Annotated in this window: 17 protein-coding genes; 7 read left to right on the forward strand and 10 right to left on the reverse strand. The window is 70.8% G+C overall.

The window, feature by feature from the left end:
• The first annotated feature begins 128 nt into the window (after positions 1–128).
• Positions 129–1,493: an LCP family protein gene (locus tag ACIP79_RS20030; protein ID WP_401225067.1), complete on the forward strand. Its 1,365-nt coding sequence runs from the start codon at positions 129–131 to the stop codon at positions 1,491–1,493.
• A 345-nt stretch (positions 1,494–1,838) separates the two neighbouring features.
• Here the strand turns inward: ACIP79_RS20030 and ACIP79_RS20035 are convergent, their stop codons facing one another.
• On the reverse strand, positions 1,839–2,387 hold the full coding sequence (locus ACIP79_RS20035; protein WP_383680154.1) for an acyl-CoA thioesterase: 549 nt from the start codon (positions 2,385–2,387) through the stop codon (positions 1,839–1,841).
• Between the two features lie 120 nt (positions 2,388–2,507).
• Between ACIP79_RS20035 and ACIP79_RS20040 the strand changes: the two genes are divergently transcribed.
• Complete coding sequence (locus tag ACIP79_RS20040; RefSeq protein ID WP_401225070.1) at positions 2,508–3,770, forward strand: LCP family protein; 1,263 nt, start codon at positions 2,508–2,510, stop codon at positions 3,768–3,770.
• Positions 3,771–3,841: 71 nt separating this feature from the next.
• Here the strand turns inward: ACIP79_RS20040 and ACIP79_RS20045 are convergent, their stop codons facing one another.
• On the reverse strand, positions 3,842–5,014 hold the full coding sequence (locus ACIP79_RS20045; RefSeq protein WP_383680158.1) for an acyl-CoA dehydrogenase family protein: 1,173 nt from the start codon (positions 5,012–5,014) through the stop codon (positions 3,842–3,844).
• A gap of 236 nt (positions 5,015–5,250) precedes the next feature.
• Between ACIP79_RS20045 and ACIP79_RS20050 the strand changes: the two genes are divergently transcribed.
• Complete coding sequence (locus ACIP79_RS20050) at positions 5,251–6,594, forward strand: UDP-glucose dehydrogenase family protein (RefSeq protein ID WP_401225072.1); 1,344 nt, start codon at positions 5,251–5,253, stop codon at positions 6,592–6,594.
• A 251-nt stretch (positions 6,595–6,845) separates the two neighbouring features.
• On the opposite strand, the gene ACIP79_RS20055 is transcribed toward ACIP79_RS20050, so the two are convergent.
• A complete protein-coding gene (locus ACIP79_RS20055; protein ID WP_401225075.1) occupies positions 6,846–7,346 on the reverse strand; it encodes a CGNR zinc finger domain-containing protein in 501 nt (166 codons plus the stop codon).
• A gap of 89 nt (positions 7,347–7,435) precedes the next feature.
• Here ACIP79_RS20055 and ACIP79_RS20060 point away from each other — a divergent pair, with 89 nt between their 5' ends.
• Both ACIP79_RS20060 and ACIP79_RS20065 read left to right on the forward strand, forming a co-directional pair.
• Positions 7,436–7,795, forward strand: coding sequence for a VOC family protein (locus ACIP79_RS20060; protein WP_383680161.1), 360 nt, complete (start codon positions 7,436–7,438; stop codon positions 7,793–7,795).
• 30 nt (positions 7,796–7,825) lie between these two features.
• On the forward strand, positions 7,826–8,221 hold the full coding sequence (locus ACIP79_RS20065) for a VOC family protein (RefSeq protein WP_401225077.1): 396 nt from the start codon (positions 7,826–7,828) through the stop codon (positions 8,219–8,221).
• Positions 8,222–8,233: 12 nt separating this feature from the next.
• Here the strand turns inward: ACIP79_RS20065 and ACIP79_RS20070 are convergent, their stop codons facing one another.
• From ACIP79_RS20070 to ACIP79_RS20085, 4 genes are all read right to left on the reverse strand, one after another.
• Entirely contained in the window at positions 8,234–9,421 is a 1,188-nt protein-coding gene (locus ACIP79_RS20070) for a dipeptidase (RefSeq protein WP_401225079.1), read from the reverse strand.
• Positions 9,422–9,661: 240 nt separating this feature from the next.
• Entirely contained in the window at positions 9,662–10,846 is a 1,185-nt protein-coding gene (locus tag ACIP79_RS20075) for a dipeptidase (protein ID WP_401225081.1), read from the reverse strand.
• A gap of 5 nt (positions 10,847–10,851) precedes the next feature.
• Entirely contained in the window at positions 10,852–11,415 is a 564-nt protein-coding gene (gene purE / locus ACIP79_RS20080) for a 5-(carboxyamino)imidazole ribonucleotide mutase (protein WP_387188093.1), read from the reverse strand.
• Positions 11,412–12,551, reverse strand: a complete 1,140-nt coding sequence (locus ACIP79_RS20085) for a 5-(carboxyamino)imidazole ribonucleotide synthase (RefSeq protein WP_401225084.1) — start codon at positions 12,549–12,551, stop codon at positions 11,412–11,414. Before ACIP79_RS20085 ends, purE begins: the two co-directional genes overlap by 4 nt.
• A 196-nt stretch (positions 12,552–12,747) precedes the next feature.
• On the opposite strand from ACIP79_RS20085, the gene ACIP79_RS20090 reads away from it, so the two are divergent.
• A complete protein-coding gene (locus ACIP79_RS20090; RefSeq protein WP_401225086.1) occupies positions 12,748–13,338 on the forward strand; it encodes a GtrA family protein in 591 nt (196 codons plus the stop codon).
• 9 nt (positions 13,339–13,347) lie between these two features.
• On the opposite strand, the gene ACIP79_RS20095 is transcribed toward ACIP79_RS20090, so the two are convergent.
• The gene (locus ACIP79_RS20095) at positions 13,348–14,625 is read right to left on the reverse strand and encodes an ATP-binding protein (protein WP_401225088.1); all 1,278 of its coding nucleotides are present in this window, start codon (positions 14,623–14,625) and stop codon (positions 13,348–13,350) included.
• A gap of 21 nt (positions 14,626–14,646) precedes the next feature.
• A complete protein-coding gene (locus tag ACIP79_RS20100; RefSeq protein WP_037748267.1) occupies positions 14,647–15,324 on the reverse strand; it encodes a response regulator transcription factor in 678 nt (225 codons plus the stop codon).
• A gap of 488 nt (positions 15,325–15,812) precedes the next feature.
• Here ACIP79_RS20100 and ACIP79_RS20105 point away from each other — a divergent pair, with 488 nt between their 5' ends.
• Positions 15,813–17,309, forward strand: coding sequence for an oligopeptide:H+ symporter (locus ACIP79_RS20105; RefSeq protein ID WP_401225091.1), 1,497 nt, complete (start codon positions 15,813–15,815; stop codon positions 17,307–17,309).
• 96 nt (positions 17,310–17,405) lie between these two features.
• Here ACIP79_RS20105 and ACIP79_RS20110 read toward each other — a convergent pair whose 3' ends face one another.
• Positions 17,406–18,710 (reverse strand): hypothetical protein, encoded by a 1,305-nt coding sequence (locus ACIP79_RS20110; RefSeq protein WP_401225630.1) that lies wholly within the window; start codon positions 18,708–18,710, stop codon positions 17,406–17,408.
• Between the last annotated feature and the right edge of the window lie 61 nt (positions 18,711–18,771).

Consider the following 18,771-nt stretch of genomic DNA (forward strand, 5'->3'; position numbering starts at 1 on the left):
CCACGGCCGGCCCTCGCGGAGGTTCCCCCTTGCCCACGCCGCCCCGCTCCCCCGCACGCCCCCCGCGTCGCCCGCAGCCCTCGCCCTCCCGGCGGCCCCCCGCACAGCGCAGGAAGCCGCGCTGGGCCATGCGGGCGGTGACCACGCTCTCGGTGGTGGTGCTCGCCGCGGCGGGCATCGGGCACGCGGTGGTCACCAGCCTGGACGCGGACATCTCCCGGGTCGACCCCTTCAAGGACATGAAGAACCGCCCCGAAGCCGGCCACGGAATGAACGTGCTGTTGGTCGGCACCGACGGCCGGGACCAGATCTCGCAGGCGGAGCGGCGCAAATACCGGCTGGGCGGCGAGCCCTGCCACTGCACCGACACGATCATGATCGTGCACATCTCGGAGGACCGGGAGCGGGCCAGCGTCGTGAGCCTGCCGCGCGACTCGTACGCCGAGACGCCCGCGCACACCGACCGGATCACCGGCGAGAAGCACGGCTCGCACCCCATCAAGATCAACGCGGCGTACGCCGAGGGCGGGCCGCAGCTGACCGTGCGCACGGTGGAGAGCATGACCCGCGTGAAGATCGACCACTATCTGGAGGTCGACTTCATCAGCTTCATGAAGACGGTGGACGAGCTCGGCGGCGTGGAGATCTGCTCCGTGAAGCCGCTGAAGGACTCCTACACCGGACTCGACCTGGCGGCGGGCTCGCACCGGCTGACCGGCGGGCAGGCGCTCCAGTACGTCCGCTCCCGCCATGCCGACGGATCCTCCGACCTCGGCCGGATGCAGCGCCAGCAGCGTTTCCTGGCGGCGCTGATCGCCCGCGCCACCTCCTCGGGGGTGCTGCTGAACCCGATGAAGTTCCGTGACGTGACCCGGGCCGTGCTCGGCTCGGTGCGCGCGGACAAGGGGTTCGGCACGGACGAACTCCTCGACCTCGGGCGGGCGATGCGGGACTTCTCGCCGTCGTCCTCCGAGTTCACCACTGTGCCGATCGGGGTGATGGGGTACGCCGTCAAGGGCGTCGGCTCGACCCTGAAGTGGGACCCCGCCAAGTCGGCGAAGCTCTTCAAGGCGCTGCGCGAGGACAGGCCGCTGTCGGTGCGCAAGCCGCGCGCCGACAAGGCCCTGCGCGTCGACGTGGCCCCGCAGCAGATCCGCGTCCAGGTCGAGAACGGCACGGCCACCGAGGGCCTCGGCAAGCGCGTCGACAGCGCGCTTGCCGCCACCGGGTTCCGTACGACCCGGCAGCCCGTCGGCGCGGCGGTCCGCACCGTGAAGCGCACCGTCGTCTCCTACGACCCCCGCTGGGACCGCTCCGCGAAGTCCCTCGCAGCGGCCCTGCCGGGGGCCGAGCTGCGCGCGGTCGAGGGGCGGGGGCCGCTGCTGAAGGTGACCGCCGGGGCGGACTTCAAGGAGGTGCGGAAGGTACGGGCCGACGATCCGTACCAGGGGGAGTCCGGCGTGACGACCGGGGACCAGGTCGTCTGCCCGTAGCCCGGCCATCGGCCGTGGCCTGGTCATCGGCGCTGCAGCCCGGCCATGGGCGCCGCAGCCCGGTCATCGGCACCGTGGCCCGGTCATCGACGCCGCAGCCCGTTCACCGGCACCATGGCCCGGTCACCGACGCCGCAGCCCGTTCACCGGCACCGTGCCCCGGTCATCGGCACCGCAGCCCGTTCACCGGCGATAACCCGTTCACCGGCGCCGCAGCCCGGTCATCAGCGCCGCAGCCGCCGCGGGGCGGGGGCGCCGCCGGAGCAGCCGACGGAGCGCCTGCCTGCCGGCCACGCTCGTCCGACAGCGAGCCCTGCTCGTCTCGTCCGGCAGCGGGCCCTGTTTCTACTCGTCCAGGCCCTCCGCCGCGCGCTTCTCGCGCAGTTCCATGATCGCGCGGCGCCGGGCGAGCCGGTGGGTGCGGCGGATCTGGGCCTCCTGGTAGCGGCGCTCGTCGCGCTCGGTCTCCGGGAGGACCGGCGGGACCCGGCGCGGCTTCCCGTCGGCGTCGACCGCGGCGAAGACCAGGTAGGCCGAACCGACCTGCTGGGGCGGGGTGGACTCGTTCCAGCGCTCGGCCAGGACCCGGACGCCGACCTCCATGGACGTACGACCGGTCCAGTTCACCTGGGCCTTCACATGGACCAGGTCGCCCACGCGGACGGGCTCCAGGAAGGCCATCTCGTCCATCGAGGCGGTGACGGCGGGACCTCCGGAGTGCCGTCCGGCCACCGCGCCCGCCGCGTCGTCCACCAGTTTCATGATCACGCCGCCGTGCACCGTGCCCAGAAGGTTGGTGTCGTTGTGGCTCATGATGTGGCTGAGGGTGGTTCGGGACGCGGAGGTGGGCTTGCCCGGAATATCGGATTCCGCGCCGGAGGCCTGGTCTGTCATGGCGTCCACCCTATGCCGGGGGCGCACAAAGTCCGTTTTGCATCAGCTCTGCAACAGGCATGACATGAATCTGCTCACTCTCTTGTATGGCGCACAGTGCGGCACTGCACACTGGTCCGCATGAGCGATTGGCCCGACGAGAACCGCAGCAACCGTTACGGACGCGGCAGCGCAGGCTCACAGCCGGAGAGCGCCCGCGTCATGCGGCAGGTCCGCCGTGGCCAGCCGGGCCCCGGCCAGTCCGCGCCGCCCTACGGCGGCGTGCCCCAGCAGCCGACGTACGTCGACGGACAGGGGTACGGCGACCAGTACGACAACGGCTACAACTCGGGCCAGGTCTACGGCACGCCGAACGGCGGCGGGCCGCAGGGACCGGGCGGGGCACCGGGTCCGCGCCGCGCGCCGAATTGGGGCCGGCGGATCAAGTGGGGCCTGATCACCCTGGTGACGCTGCTCCTTGTGGTCTCCGTGAGCACGTACTTCTGGGCCGACTCCAAGCTCAACCGTGACGTGGACCTCTCCAAGGTCATCGACCGCCCCGAGGCCGGCGAGGGCACGAACTACCTGATCGTCGGCTCCGACAGCCGCGAGGGCATGTCCGCCGAGGAGAAGAAGGACCTGCACACCGGCTCCGCCGACGGCAAGCGCACCGACTCGATGATGATCCTGCACACCGGCGACAACGGCTCCACGCTGGTCTCGCTGCCGCGCGACTCGAACGTGGAGATCCCGAGCTTCGTGGGCTCCGAGTCGGGCAAGACGTACCAGGGCACGGGCCGCGAGGTGAAGCTCAACGCGGCGTACGCCGAGGACGGGCCCGAACTGCTGGTGCGCACCGTCGAGTTCAACACCGGGCTGCGTATCGACCACTACGTCGAGATCGGCTTCGCGGGCTTCGCGGACATCGTCGACTCGGTCGGCGGCGTGGAGATCGAGATCCCCAAGGGCGGCATGAAGGACTCCAAGTCCGGCGCCGACTTCGAGGCGGGCAAGCAGACCCTCAACGGCGAGCAGGCCCTCGCGTTCGTCCGTACCCGCTACGCGCTCGCGGGCAGCGACCTCGACCGTACGAAGAACCAGCAGAAGTTCCTCTCGGCGCTGGCCAACCAGGTCGCGACGCCGGGCACCGTCCTGAACCCCTTCAAGCTCTACCCGACCATGGGCGCCGGCCTCGACAGCCTCATCGTCGACAAGGACATGAGCCTGTGGGACCTCGCCGACATGTTCTGGGCCATGAAGAGCGTCAGCGGCGGCGACGGCAAGTCCATGAACATGCCGATCGCCGGCTCCTCCAACGGCAACCTCCTCTGGGACAAGGCCAAGGTCAAGACCCTGGTGAACGAGCTGAAGAACGACGAGAAGGTGACGGTTTCGGGCAACTGAGCCCGCCTCACGACGAGAACAGGTGAGGGGCACCCGGCGTCCGGGTGCCCCTCACCTGTTCTCGTCCGCCGCTACGGCAGGTTCCTCGCCATCACGATCCGCTGAACTTGGTTCGTGCCCTCATAAATCTGGGTGATCTTCGCGTCGCGCATCATGCGCTCGACGGGGTAGTCGCGGGTGTAGCCGTAGCCGCCGAGGAGCTGGACGGCGTCGGTGGTGACCTCCATGGCGACGTCCGAGGCGAAGCACTTGGCCGCGGCGCCCTGGAAGGTGAGGTCACCTTCTCCACCTCCGGCGGCGACACGCTCCGACTTGGCGGCCGCCGCGTACGTGAGCTGGCGGGCGGCCTCGATCTTCATCGCCATGTCGGCGAGCATGAACTGGATGCCCTGGAACTCGGCGATGGCCTTGCCGAACTGCTTGCGCTCCTGGACGTAGCCCTTGGCGTAGTCCAGCGCTCCCTGGGCGATGCCGAGGGCCTGGGCCGCGATCGTGATGCGGGTGTGGTCCAGGGTCTTCATCGCGGTGGCGAAGCCGGTGCCCTCCTCGCCGATCATGCGGTCGGCGGGGATGCGGACGTTGTCGAGGTAGACCTCGCGGGTCGGGGAACCCTTGATGCCGAGTTTCTTCTCCGGGGCGCCGAAGGAGACGCCCTCGTCCGACTTCTCCACGACGAAGGCGCTGATGCCCTTCGAGCGCTTCGTGGGGTCCGTCACCGCCATCACCGTGTAGTACTCGGACTCGCCGGCGTTGGTGATCCAGCGCTTCACGCCGTTGAGGACGTAGAAGTCGCCGTCACGGACGGCCCTCGTCTTCATGCCGGCCGCGTCGGAGCCCGCGTCCGGCTCGGAGAGGGCGTACGAGAACATCGCGTCGCCCTTGGCGAGCGGGCCTAGGTACTTCTTCTTGAGGTCCTCGGAACCGGAGAGGATCACGGGGAGCGAGCCCAGCTTGTTGACCGCGGGGATCAGGGAGGAGGACGCGCAGACGCGGGCCACCTCCTCGATCACGATCACCGTGGCCAGCGCGTCCGCGCCCGCGCCGCCGTACGACTCGGGTACGTGCACCGCGTGCAGGTCCGAGGAGACCAGGGCGTCCAGCGCCTCCTGGGGGAAGCGGGCCTCCTCGTCCACCGCGGCCGCGAACGGCGCGATCTTCGCCTCGGCCAGCGAACGGATCGCGTCACGGAGCATGTCGTGCTCCTCGGACGGGCGGTACAGGTCGAAGTCAGCCGATCCGGCCAAGGTCTCTCACGCTCCAAGGATGCTGGATAAGGGTGCTGGACAAGAGTGCTGAACGAGAGTGCTGAACGCTGTGACGGCGACGCTAACTACCGTTAAGTAACCCAAATTTTAGGGGCCTGCCCACGGCAGGGATACGTGAGCTTGGCGACAGAGGGAAAGTTGCCCGTTGAGGGGCCGTCGCATGCCCCGGTTATGCTCGGGCCCGCATCCCACCCGGTTCACCCCAGGAGCACCCCATGGCCCTCAAGATCACCGTGATCGGCACCGGATATCTCGGCGCCACACACGCCGCGGCCATGGCCGAGCTGGGCTTCGAGGTCCTCGGACTCGACGTCGTCCCCGAGAAGATCGAGATGCTCAGGCGGGGCGAGGTCCCGATGTACGAACCGGGTCTGGAGGAGCTGCTGCGCAAGCACGTGGCCGGGATCGAGGGGTCCAGCGGGCGGCTGCGCTTCACCATGGACTGGGCCGAGGTGGGCGCCTTCGGAGACGTCCACTTCGTGTGCGTGAACACGCCGCAGAAGCACGGCGAGTACGCGTGCGACATGTCGTACGTCGACGCCGCCTTCGAGTCGCTCGCCCCGCACCTGCACGGCCCCGCGCTGGTCGTCGGCAAGTCCACCGTGCCGGTCGGCTCCGCGGACCGGCTGGCCGCCCGGCTCGCCGAGCTCGCGCCCGCCGGTGCGGACGCCGAGCTGGCCTGGAACCCGGAGTTCCTGCGGGAGGGCTTCGCCGTCGGCGACACGCTGCGTCCCGACCGGATCGTCGTCGGGGTGCGCAGCGCGGGCGCCGAGAAGCTGCTGCGCGAGGTGTACGCGACGCCGGTCTCCGGCGGTTCGCCGTTCGTGGTGACCGACTTCCCGACCGCCGAGCTGGTGAAGACCGCCGCGAACTCCTTCCTCGCGACCAAGATCTCCTTCATCAACGCCATGGCCGAGGTGTGCGAGGCCGCCGACGGCGATGTCGCCAGGCTGGCCGAGGCGATCGGGCACGACGAGCGGATCGGCAAGAAGTTCCTGCGGGCCGGGATCGGGTTCGGCGGCGGCTGCCTGCCGAAGGACATCCGGGCGTTCATGGCGCGCGCCGGTGAGCTGGGCGCGGACCAGGCGCTGACCTTCCTGCGCGAGATCGACTCCATCAACATGCGCCAGCGCGGGCAGATGGTGGAGCTGACCCGGCAGGCGCTCGGCGGCGGATCGTTCCTGGGCAAGCGGGTGGCCGTGCTCGGCGCCTCGTTCAAGCCCGACTCGGACGACGTACGGGACTCGCCCGCGCTGAACGTCGCCGGGCAGATCCACCTCCAGGGCGGCCAGGTCACGGTCTACGACCCGAAGGGCATGGACAACGCGCGCCGGCTCTTCCCGACGCTCGGGTACGCCGACACCGCCATAGAGGCCGTACGCGGCGCCGACGTCGTCCTGCACCTGACCGAGTGGAGCGAGTTCCGCGAGCTGGACCCGGCGGTGCTCGGCGAGGCGGTCACGACGCGGCTGGTCCTGGACGGACGCAACGCGCTGGACCCGCAGGTGTGGCGGAACGCCGGCTGGACCTACCGCGCGATGGGCCGTCCCACCGCCTGAGGTCCGTCCCACCCCTCAAGCCCACCGCCTCAAGCGCGTCCCACAGCCTGAAGCCAGCCGGACGACGCCGATCCGGCCGAGGCTCAGTCGGCCGGATCGGCGTCGTCGCACATTCTCCACCGTCGCGGCGGCGGAGGTGGCCTGATTACGCACCTCGTGTTGCCCAAGGTGTTCTGTGGTGCACGAGGTGTTCTCGTGGTGCACGAGGTGTCCCCCGTGGCGCACGGGCCAGTCTTGTGGGGAGCAGCGGGCTACTTGGCCCGGTAGCGGCGCATCTTCGCGCGGGCGCCGCAGACCGACATCGAGCACCAGCGGCCGCGGCCGGCCGGGGAGCGGTCGTAGTAGGCCCAGAGGCAGGTCGGGGCCTCGCATGCCTTCAGGCGCGGCCAGGTGCCCTCGACGAGCGCCTCCGCGATCGCCGCCGCCACGCGGGAGACGAGCGGGCCCTGGTGCGCGGGGCCCAGCGTCGCCGAGCCGTCCGCCGCGGAGACGGTGAGCAGGAGCGGGGCGGCGGTGAGCAGTTCCTGGAGCGGGGTCACCTCGCGGTGCGGTGGGTGGCCCGCGTGGGCCAGGCACACGACCCGCAGGGACTCCCGCAGTTCGCGCGCCGCCGCCAGGTCCCCTTCCGCCACGTCGAACCGGGCGCGTCCTTCCGCCGTGTCCAGGGCGTCCGTGCCCGACTCCAGGTCCACCGTGTTCACCAGGGTCTCCACCAGAGCCAGGCTCCCCGGTGCGGGCACTCTTCCACTCATGGTTGCGACGTTACCCCCAATGCGGGACCATCAAGTAACCGTTACCTCTTGATGAGGACTGTGGGTAACCGTCTCCCTGGGAGGAAGTCATGGCTCTCGCGAAACTCGGTGTCGTCGTCCTGGACTGTCCCGACCCCCGCGCGCTCGCCGGGTTCTACGCCGAGGTGCTGGGCGGCACGGTGCGGGGCGAGGGGGACTGGGTCGACCTGGAGGTGCCGGGCGGTTCGCCGCTGGCGTTCCAGGCCGCCCCCGGACACGTACCGCCGAAGTGGCCCGCGGGCGACGACTCGCAGCAGTTCCACCTGGACCTGACCGTGGACGACCTGGACGCGGCCGAGCAGGGCGTGCTGGCGCTCGGGGCGCGGGTACTCGACGCGGAGGACCGGTCGCGCGGGTGGCGCGTGTACGCCGATCCCGCGGGGCACCCGTTCTGTCTCTGCGCCTGCTGAGGTCCCGCCACCATCGAACCGGAGGACGTCATGGCACCTGTGGCACGTATCCGTTCCGTCGTACTGGACTGTCCCGACCCCCGCGCTCTCGCCGAGTTCTACGCGCACGTGCTGGGCGGCACGCCCCGGGCCGAGGACGACGACTGGGTGGTCCTGGAGGTCCCTGGCGGCATCCGGCTCGCGTTCCAGCGGGCCGAGGGGTTCGTCCCGCCGCAGTGGCCGCGGGCCGACCAGGACTCCCAGCAGTTCCACCTCGACCTCGACGCCGGAAGCACCTGGGCGGAGATGGACGCCGCGCAGGAGAAGGTGCTCGCCCTCGGCGCCGGCCCGCTGGACCTGGACGACGAGGGCGGCAAGAGGGACTTCCGGGTGTACGCCGATCCCGCGGGGCACCCGTTCTGTCTCTGCCGGATCGAGTCGGCGTAGCGGCTGCCGCTGCTAGCCGTCCAGCTCCGCGATCTTCGCCGCGGACGGCTTGCGGCGCTGCTGGGCCGCTCTGGCGGTGAAGTCGGCGCCGCGCAGGACGCGTTGGACGTTGCCCCAGGTGAGCAGGGCGAGGTCGGTCGCGGACCAGCCGCGGGTGAGAAGCTCGGCGATCAGGTTCGGGTAGCAGGACGCGTCGGCGAGGTCCTGCGGGTGGGCGGCACCGGAGTCGTACGTCCCCGACAGGCCGACGCACTCCGCGCCCGCCAGCGCGCGGACGCGGTCGAGGTGGTCGGCGACGTCGCGCACGGAGGGGCCCGTCTGCTCGGCGGTGAGCGGGACGAGGCAGAGGCCCTTGGCGGTGCCCAGCTCGACGAGGACCTCGTCGGGCAGGTTGGCCGGGTGGGGGCGCAGCGCGCGGGCCGCGGAGCGGGTGAACAGGACCGGCGCCTTGGAGACGGCGAGGGCGCGGCTGATCGTGGCCTCCGAGGTGCCGGAGAGGTCGGCGAGCACGCCGAGCCTGTTCATCTCGCGGAGCACCTCCTCGCCGAATCGGGTCAGCCCGGTCTCGCTCGCCCAGGTCGTCCTGGAGAGGGTCAGGACGCGCAGGCCGAGCGCGTACAGGTTGCGCAGGATGCCGAGGGAGTCGCCGACCGCGCCCGCGCCCGCGGGACCGAGGACGACGGCGACCCGGCCGCAGTGGTGGGCGTCGGTGATCTCCGCCGCGCTGTGGGCCATCCGCAGGCCCTCCGGATGGGCACGGACCACGGTCCGCACCAGGTCGAGCTGTTCCAGGGTGGCGCCGACGGCCCGGTCCCCGGCGAGGCCCTCGGGCAGGTGCAGCGACCAGAACAGGGCGCCCACGTGGCCTTCCCGCATCCGCGGCACGTCCGTGTCCACGGCGCTCTCGCCCAGCTCCAGGTCGAACCAGGGCAGATGGCGCAGCGCCCAGGGCAGACCGCTGTAGCCGTCGGCGACCGGGTTGCCCGCGAGGAAGGCGTGGGCCCGCTCCAGCGGGTCGGTGTCGGCCGCGGAGGCGGTCAGGGACTCCGGGCCCACTCCGGGCCCCGGGGCGGGCGCGGCGTCCGGGACGGCCTCGGTGGTGGTGTCGAGCGGCAGCGGCGCGGACCGCGGCCAGGCGGCCGGCCGGTCCAGCTCGTCCACTTCAGCGGTCGTGTGCAGTTCGTCCTGCAGGTCTGCCATGACGTCGCTCCGGGGGCTGGACGGTGTTCGCAGTAGACCCACCGTTCCACGGAGCCCGGGGGGCTTCCTGGTGGGTGGGGCGTTTGGGGGTACGCCCTGCCACCGGGAAGCCTCCCGGGCTCTCCGAGGCACTCGGGCGCACCCGGCCGGCACCCGGGCTGGACCCGCGCTGAACCCGGGCTGGCCCCGGGCTACAGATGGGCAGCCCTACCCGCCGCACCCAGCCGCACTCGCCCCCGCTCAGCCGTCGAGCTGCTCCAGCGTCGCGTTCGAGGGACCCCGCCGGGCCTGGAGGTCACGGGCCACGTCCTCCGCCGCGCCCAGCACCCGTACCGCGTTCTGCCAGGTCAGCTTGGCCAGGTCCGCGCGGGACCAGCCGCGGCCGGCCAGCTCGGCGACGAGGTTCGGGTAGCTCGACACGTCGTCGAGGCCGTCCGGGGTGAACGCCGTGCCGTCGTAGTCGCCGCCGATGCCCAGGTGGTCGACGCCGGCGACCTCGCGCATGTGGTCCAGGTGGTCCGCCACCGTGGAGACCGTGGCGACCGGGCGCGGGTTGGTCTCCTCGAAGACGCGGTGCACCTTCATGCCCTCGGCGGTCGTGTCGAGGTGGTGGAAGCCGTTGGCGCGCAGGTTGTCGTCGGCCGCGGCAGTCCAGTCCACCGCCGCCTGGAGGACGAACTTCGGTACGAACGTCACCATCGCCACTCCCCCGTTGGCGGGCAGCCGCTCAAGGACGTCGTCCGGGATGTTGCGCGGGTGGTCGCACACCGCGCGGGCGGAGGAGTGCGAGAAGATCACCGGCGCGGCGGTCGTGTCGAGCGCGTCGCGCATGGTCGTCGCGGCCACGTGCGAGAGGTCCACGAGCATGCCCTCGCGGTTCATCTCGCGGACGACCTCGCGGCCGAAGGCCGACAGGCCGCCGACTGAGGGGTGGTCCGTCGCCGAGTCCGCCCAGGCGATGTTGTCGTTGTGGGTGAGGGTCATGTAGCGCACGCCGAGCGCGTACAACCCCCGCAGCGCGGCGAGGGAGTTGTCGATCGAGTGGCCGCCCTCGGCGCCCATCAGCGAGGCGATACGGTTCTCGGCCCGCGCCGCCTCCATGTCCGCGGCGGTCAGCGCGGCCCGCAGGTCGGCCGGGTGACGGTCGATCAACTGCCGTACGCAGTCGATCTGTTCGAGGGTCGCGGTGAGCGCACCCGGCAGGTCCGAGCGGACGTACACCGACCAGAACTGGGCGCCGACCCCGCCCGCGCGCAGCCGCGCCAGGTCCGTGTGCAGGTGGGCGCTCTGGTCGGTGGCGATGTCGCGGGCGTCGAGGTCGTAGCGGACCTGTTCGCGCAGCGCGTAGGGCAGGTCGTTGTGGCCGTCGACCACGGGGAACTCGGCGAGGAACGCGCGGGCTTCGTCCAGCGGCAGGGAGTTCATCGCCGTCACTTCCCGAAACCGAAGCCGCTGCCCGCGCCCTCGACCTTGGTGCGCAGGCGCTTGCCCTTCTCGGTGGCCTGGTCGTTCAGCTCCTGCTGGAACTCCCGCATGCGGGTCAGGAGTTCGGGGTCGTGCGCGGCGAGCATCCGGGCGGCCAGCAGGCCGGCGTTGCGCGCGCCGGCCACGGAGACGGTCGCGACCGGGACTCCGGCGGGCATCTGCACGATCGAGAGCAGGCTGTCCATGCCGTCGAGGTACTTCAGCGGGACCGGGACGCCGATGACCGGGAGCGGCGTCACGGACGCCAGCATGCCGGGCAGGTGGGCGGCGCCGCCCGCGCCCGCGATGATCGCCTTGAGTCCGCGGTCGGCGGCCTGCTCGCCGTACGCGATCATCTCGCGCGGCATGCGGTGCGCGGAGACGACATCCACCTCGTAGGGGATCTCGAACTCGTCGAGGGCCTGGGCCGCGGCCTCCATCACGGGCCAGTCCGAGTCGGACCCCATGACGATGCCTACGACGGGAGCGCCGGACGGGCCGGGGGCGCCGGATTCAACAGGACCGGTCATTCGGTGATCGTGCCTCTCAGGTAACCGGCTGCGTGCCGGGCGCGCTCCAGTACGTCGTCCAGGTCGTCGCCGTAGGTGTTGACGTGGCCGACCTTGCGGCCGGGCTTCACGTCCTTGCCGTACATGTGGATCTTCAGCTGGGGGTCGCGGGCCATGCAGTGCAGGTACGCGGAGTACATGTCGGGGTAGTCGCCGCCCAGGACGTTCGCCATGACCGTCCACTTCGCGCGCGGGCGCGGGTCGCCGAGCGGGAGGTCGAGGACTGCTCGTACGTGGTTGGCGAACTGTGAGGTGACCGCGCCGTCCTGGGTCCAGTGGCCCGAGTTGTGCGGGCGCATGGCCAGTTCGTTGACCAGGATGCGGCCGTCGGGCGTCTCGAAGAGCTCGACGGCGAGGTGGCCGACGACGCCGAGTTCCTTGGCGATGCGCAGGGCCAGCTCGCCGGCCCGCAGCGCCAGGTCCTCCGCGATGCCGGGGGCCGGGGCGATCACCGTGTCGCAGACGCCGTCGACCTGCTGGGACTCGACGACAGGGTAGGCGACCGCCTGGCCGTGCGGGGAGCGGACGACGTTCGCCGCGAGCTCGCGCACGAAGTCGACCTTCTCCTCGGCGAGGACGGGGACACCGGCGCGGAAGGGCTCGGCCGCGTCCGCGAGGGAGCGTACGAACCAGACCCCCTTGCCGTCGTAGCCGCCGCGGACCGTCTTGAGGATGACCGGGAAACCGTCCCCCTCGGCCGCGAACGCGCCGACGTCGTCGACGTCGCTCACGATCCGGTGCCGCGGGCACGGCACCCCGAGTTCGTCGAGCTTCGCCCGCATCACGCCCTTGTCCTGGGCGTGCACGAGGGCGTCGGGCCCGGGGCGGACGGGGATGCCGTCCGCCTCCAGGGCACGCAGATGCTCGGTGGGTACGTGTTCGTGATCGAAGGTGATCACGTCGCAGCCCCGCGCGAACTCGCGCAGCGTGTCGAGGTCGCGGTAGTCGCCGATGACGACATCGCCCACCACCTGCGCCGCGGAGTCCTGAGGGGTGTCACTGAGGAGCTTGAACTTGATGCCGAGCGGGATGCCCGCCTCGTGTGTCATACGAGCGAGCTGGCCACCGCCGACCATGCCGACTACCGGGAACGTCACCCTCCAAGAGTATCGGCCGCGCCACGGTGGCCGGTTTCCGCACCTGTGGACCGGTATCTCCGAGCCGACGGCCCCCGCGGCCAGGCCCATTTTCTTACCTGTGAGTCTGTACACACGGACGATGCCGGGAGCCGCTGGTTAGCATGGCTGGGTTGACGTATCCGGCTGACGGCGACCGACAGGGGCTGGCGACACCATGGGCAGTGGTTCTGCGGGGCCCTCCACCGAGCAGCCGCTCGGTGCGTTCCGCCGCCGGTTCGACCGGCTCTTCCGTGAGGTCGTCAAGTTCGGCGCGGTCGGCGGGGTGGGGCTGCTCGTCAACCTGATCACGTTCAACCTGGTGCGCCACGGGACCGGTCTCCAGGTCGTCCGGGCCGGTGTCATCGCCACGGTCGTCGCGATCGTCTTCAACTACGTCGGCTTCCGCTACTTCACCTACCGGGACCGCGACAAGGGCGGCCGCACCAAGGAACTGACCCTGTTCCTGCTGTTCAGCGCGGTGGGACTGGTGATCGAGAACGGCGTGCTGTACCTCGCGACGTACGGCTTCGGCTGGGACAGCCCGCTGCAGAGCAACATCTTCAAGTTCCTCGGCATCGGCGTCGCGACCCTCTTCCGCTTCTGGTCGTACCGCACCTGGGTGTTCCGCGCGCTGCCCGCGCGTGAGGCGGTGGCCAGTGCCGAATCGTTCCTTGAGGCCGAAGCCGAGGCCGAGGCCGAACAGGCCGGACCGGCCGGTCGGCCCGGTCCCGAGCCGCGCCCCAGGCCCGCTCAGCGCGTCAGCTGAGCCACCCGGCTACCTGACCGTCGGCTCCAGCTCCTCGCCCGTCAGCGGCTTCTTCAGGGGCGTACGCGACAGGAACAGGCCGAACACCGGCGGCTGCGCCTGGAGCATCTCCAGGCGGCCCCCGTCGGCCTCCGCGAGGTCACGGGCGACCGCGAGCCCGATTCCCGTGGAGTTGCGGCCGCTGATGGCGCGCTCGAAGATGCGGGCGCCGAGGTCGGCGGGGACGCCGGGGCCCTCGTCGGTGACCTCGACGACGGACTGGTTGCCGGTGACGCGGGTGCGCAGGGCGACGGTGCCGCCGCCGTGCATCAGGGAGTTCTCGATGAGCGCGGCCAGGACCTGGGCGACCGCCCCCGGTGTGCCGACGGCCCGCAGATGGCGTTTGCCGGAGCTGACGATGGCGCGGCCCGCGCTGCGGTAGGCCGGGCGCCACTCCTCCAGCTGCTGCTTGATGACCTCGTCCAGGTCGAAGGAGACGGCGGAGCCGGTGCGCGGGTCGCGGGCGTTGGTGAGCAGCCGCTCCACGACGTCCGTGAGCCGCTCGACCTGCGTCAGCGCGATCGTCGCCTCCTCCTTCACCGTCTCCGGGTCGTCGGTGAGGGTGATCTCCTCCAGCCGCATGGAGAGCGCCGTCAGCGGCGTACGGAGCTGGTGGGAGGCGTCCGCGGCCAGCCTGCGCTCGGCGGTCAGCATCCGCGCGATCCGCTCGGCGCTGCCGTCCAGGACGTCGGCGACGCGGTCCAGCTCCGGGACGCCGTACCGCTTGTGCCGTGGGCGGGGGTCGCCGGAACCGAGCCGTTCCGCGGTCTCCGCGAGGTCGGTGAGCGGGGAGGCGAGGCGGTTGGCCTGCCGTACGGCGAGCAGGACGGCGGCGATGATGGCGAGCAGGGCGACCGCCGCGATGATCAGCAGCGTGCGGCCGACTTCCTTGGTCACGGACGAGCGCGGCTCCTGGACGGTGACCGTCTCGCCCTCCTCGCCGTTCGCCGTGTAGTGGATGACGTCACCGCGGGGCTTGCTGCCGATCTCGATCGGCGCCCGGCCGGGGATCCGGATCACGGCGTACCGCTCGTCGGTGACCTGGTTCTTCAGGATCTCCGAGGTGATGTCCTCGTGCCCGATGATCCGGCTGTCCACGATGCTCGCCAGCCGCAGCGCCTCGGAGTCCACCCGCTCCTGGGCGCTGCTGCTGATCGTCCGCGTCTCGACGATCACGAGGGAGACGCCGAACACGGCGATCACGACGAGCACCACGGCGAGGGTGGACTGGATGAGACGGCGGCGCACGGTGCCCTCCGGGCGGGTTGCTCAGCTCTTCTCGAAGCGGAACCCGACACCTCGTACCGTCGCGATGTAGCGAGGGTTCGCCGCGTCGTCGCCGAGCTTCTTGCGGAGCCAGGAGATGTGCATGTCGAGGGTCTTGGTCGAGGACCACCAGGTGGTGTCCCAGACCTCACGCATGAGCTGGTCGCGGGTGACGACCCGTCCCGCGTCCCGGACGAGGACCCGCAGGAGGTCGAACTCCTTGGCGGTGAGCTGGAGTTCCTCGTCGCCCATCCAGGCGCGGTGCGACTCGACGTCGATGCGCACCCCGTGGGTGGCGGGCGGCTGCTGGGGCTCGGCCGCGCCGCGCCGCAGCAGGGCCCGGACGCGGGCGAGCAGTTCGGCGAGCCGGAACGGCTTGGTGACGTAGTCGTCGGCGCCCGCGTCGAGGCCGACGACGGTGTCCACCTCGTCGGCACGCGCGGTCAGGATGAGGATCGGGACGGTGTGGCCCTCGGCACGGAGCCGGCGGGCCACTTCCAGGCCGTCCATGCCGGGCAGGCCCAGGTCCAGGACGCACAGATCGATGCCGCCCTGGATGCCCGCGTCGAGCGCGGTGGGTCCGTCCTCGCGCACCTCGACCTCGTATCCCTCGCGGCGCAGGGCGCGGGCCAGGGGTTCCGAGATGGACGCGTCGTCCTCGGCGAGCAGTACACGGGTCATGGGGTGATGGTAGTCCGCCCCGGACGACACTCGCGGGGTGATCGGCATCCGTGATTCTTACCCACGGCTGTGGAGTGGCCGACCTGCCACTGTGGGAGACAATCCTGATGGACACCTTCGAATAGGTGCCTGCGGTTCCGTTACTGCCTGTGATCCATCTCTCAAGTCCTTCCATATGCCGCATTGACATGTCGTATGGTGACCGGACGCCTGTAGCACCGCGGGGACCTTTGGCGAGCATTTGACGCTGAAGGTCTCTTTTGTGTGCGGGCTGGTATTCGCCAGCCTTGAAAGGAATGACCTGTGGCCGGGCCCGAGCGCACCGAAGCGTGAAGGGCGTGGATCCCGGTGGTCGGCCTCCATCGCTCCGCAATCCGGAGCGGACTCCCCGTGGGCGTGGGGACGGACGGCCGGAACCCGCCGGTGCCGGCCGCCCCCACCGGGCGCGCGACCCCACTCACGCGCGTCCCGACCAGCAAGGAACGACCATGGCGTCCAGCCTGACGAAGGGCTCAGCAGACCCGGGCACCCCCGGTTTCGAGCGCACCTTCTTCGGCCACCCCCGCGGACTGGCCACACTCTTCATGACCGAGATGTGGGAGCGTTTCTCCTACTACGGCATGAGGGCTCTGCTCCCGCTGTACCTGGTCGCACCGGGTGGCCTGCACCTGAGCGCGGCCACCGCGACCGCGATCTACTCCGTCTACGTGTCGATGGTGTACCTGCTCGCCCTGCCCGGCGGCTGGTTCGGCGACCGGGTCTGGGGTCCCCGCAAGACCGTCGCCGTCGCCGGCGGAGTCATCATGCTCGGCCACCTGACGCTGGCGCTGCCGTCGTCGGGCACCTTCTACGCGGGCCTCGGCCTCGTGGCGATCGGCTCGGGTCTGCTGAAGGCCAACATCTCGACGATGGTCGGCCACCTCTACGACGGCCCGGACGACCCGCGCCGCGACGGTGGCTTCACGGTCTTCTACATGGGCATCAACCTGGGCGCGTTCGCCGCGCCGCTGATCATCGGCACGATCGGTGAGAACGTCAACTGGCACCTGGGCTTCGCGCTCGCGGCGCTCGGCATGGCGATCGGCCTCGGCCAGTTCCTGATCGGCAGCCGCAACCTCGCCGACCGCTCCTCCGTGGTCCCCACGCCGCTGTCCGACGCGGAGAAGTCCTCGACGCTGCGCAAGGCCGCGGTCTGGGCGGGCATCGCCGTCGTCTTCTACGCCATCGTCGGCACCACCGGTCACTACACGCTGAACTGGATCCTGGTCCCGCTGACCCTCCTCGGCGTGATCATCCCGGTCATGGTGCTGGTGCGGATCAAGCGCGACAAGGACCTGGACCGCGCCGAGCAGTCGAAGATGTCCGGCTACATCTGGTTCTTCGTCGCCGCCGCCGTGTTCTGGATGATCTACGACCAGGGCGGCTCGACCCTGTCGATCTTCGCCGACGGCTCGGCCGAGAACACCGTCTTCGGCTGGGAGTTCCCGGTCTCCTGGTACCAGTCCGTGAACCCGGTGCTGATCATGGCGCTCGCGCCGGTCTTCGCCTGGTTCTGGCTGGCGCTGAACAAGCGCGGCAAGGAGCCGAGCACCATCGTGAAGTTCGCCTCCGGCCTCACGCTGGTCGGCGCGTCGTTCTTCCTCTTCCTGGCTCCGCTGTCCATCGCCGAGGGCGGTCACAAGGCCGCCGCGATGTGGCTGGTCGCGATCTACTTCGTGCAGACCGTCGGTGAGCTGATGCTCTCCCCGGTGGGCCTCTCCGTCACGACGAAGATGGCGCCCGCGAAGTACGCCTCGCAGATGATGGGCGTCTGGTTCCTGGCCGTCACCGCCGGTGACGCCACGACCGGTCTGCTCTCCATCGCCGGGGTCGACCTGAACAAGATGGGCATCGTCGCCCTGGAGGCCACGCTCGCCGTGGTCGCCGGTGTCGCGGTGTGGATGTACCGCAACAAGGTCAAGGAACTCATGGGCGACGTCCGCTGACGTACACCCACCGGGTCCGTCGTACGAGGGGCCGCCGCACCATCGGTGCGGCGGCCCCTCGGCGTTCGTGCGGACGACCGGGTGCGGGGCCGCGCCTCAGCGCAGGCGCCGCCCCGGCATGAACGTGAACACCGCGCCGCCCAGCAGGATCACCGTGCCCGCGACCAGCCCGAGGGCCTTGACCGCGCTGTGGCCCTCGGCGCCCGTCTCCGCGAGACCGCCGCCGCCGGACGACGTACCGCCGGATCCGGTGGTGGAGGAGCCCCCACTCCCTCCGGCCGCGCCGCTCGCCTGTTCCGTGGTGTCCAGGGTCAGCGAGACCTCGGTCTTCGACGGGGTGCAGGTGGTCGTCGTACCGAGTGCCTCCACCGTCAGCACGCCGGGCGACAGGGTCGATTCGCCGGTCGCTCCGGGCTTGTAGGTGCCCGTGAGGTCGGAGATCTCCATCGGGTCGCCCGTCTTGATCGCCTCGGAGTTGGTGGGGCCCTCGACATGGACGCTGCCCGTGTCGGAGCCGCCCAGGGTGACCTCCATGGAGGGCTTCACCGAGTCCGCGGGGATGTCGGCGGGACTGTCCATCACGGAGCCCTTGAACTGGACCGTGAGGTCGTAACTCCCGCCGTTCCTGCTGGCGTTGATCTGCACGGGAGAGACCGCGCTCTTGTCTCCGATGGGTGTCTTGCACTCGTAGGCGACGGAGACCTCCTTGCCGGTGAAGTCGGTCTGGCCGCCGCCCCCGGTGGAACCGCCGGTGTCGCCGCCTCCCGTGTCACCCCCGGTGTCGCCTCCGGTGCCGCCCCCGGTCCCGCTCTCGCTCGGTGTCGGTGAACCCGTCGGCGGTGTCTGCGTCGCGGTCGGCCCACCGCCCGTCGTACCGCCCGAAGTCCCGCCGCCCTCCGTCACCTTGATGGTCGCCGCCGCCGTCACGGCCTCCTTCGGGGCGCACTTGGTGTCGGTCGAGATCGGCTTGCTGACATTGATGCCGTACGCGTCCGGTGTCAGCGTCACCTCGCCGGCCGCCGTCAGTTTCAGCGTGCCCGTCATGTCGGACAGCTTCATGTCGCTGTTCTTGGGGATCGCCGGGTTCTGCCGCGGGCCCTCCATGGCGATGTCTGCCGTCTGGGCGCCGGCCGCCTTCAGCGTGCCGGTCGGCATGACCGTGTCCTTCTCCAGGTCGAGGACGTCCGGGTTCTTGGACGCGGCCTGGACGAACTTCCAGGTGATGGTGACCTCGTCGCCCACCTTCGCCTCGGCGGGCGCGGTGATGTCCGCCCTGGTCGTGCCCTCGACCGGCGGCAGACCGGAGATCGCGGGCGGGACACACTCGGTCAGGTACGACACCTCGGCGGCCTGGGCCGGGACCGCGGCCACCCCCAGCAGGATGCCCGCGCCGCCGAGCATCAGCACGGCCCCGGCCGCGCCGGCTCTCCGCCTCGCCGGCGGTACCACTCTCCGTTGCGTA

This window comes from Streptomyces sp. NPDC088747, from assembly GCF_044751025.1.
Classification (GTDB): Bacteria; Actinomycetota; Actinomycetes; order Streptomycetales; family Streptomycetaceae; genus Streptomyces.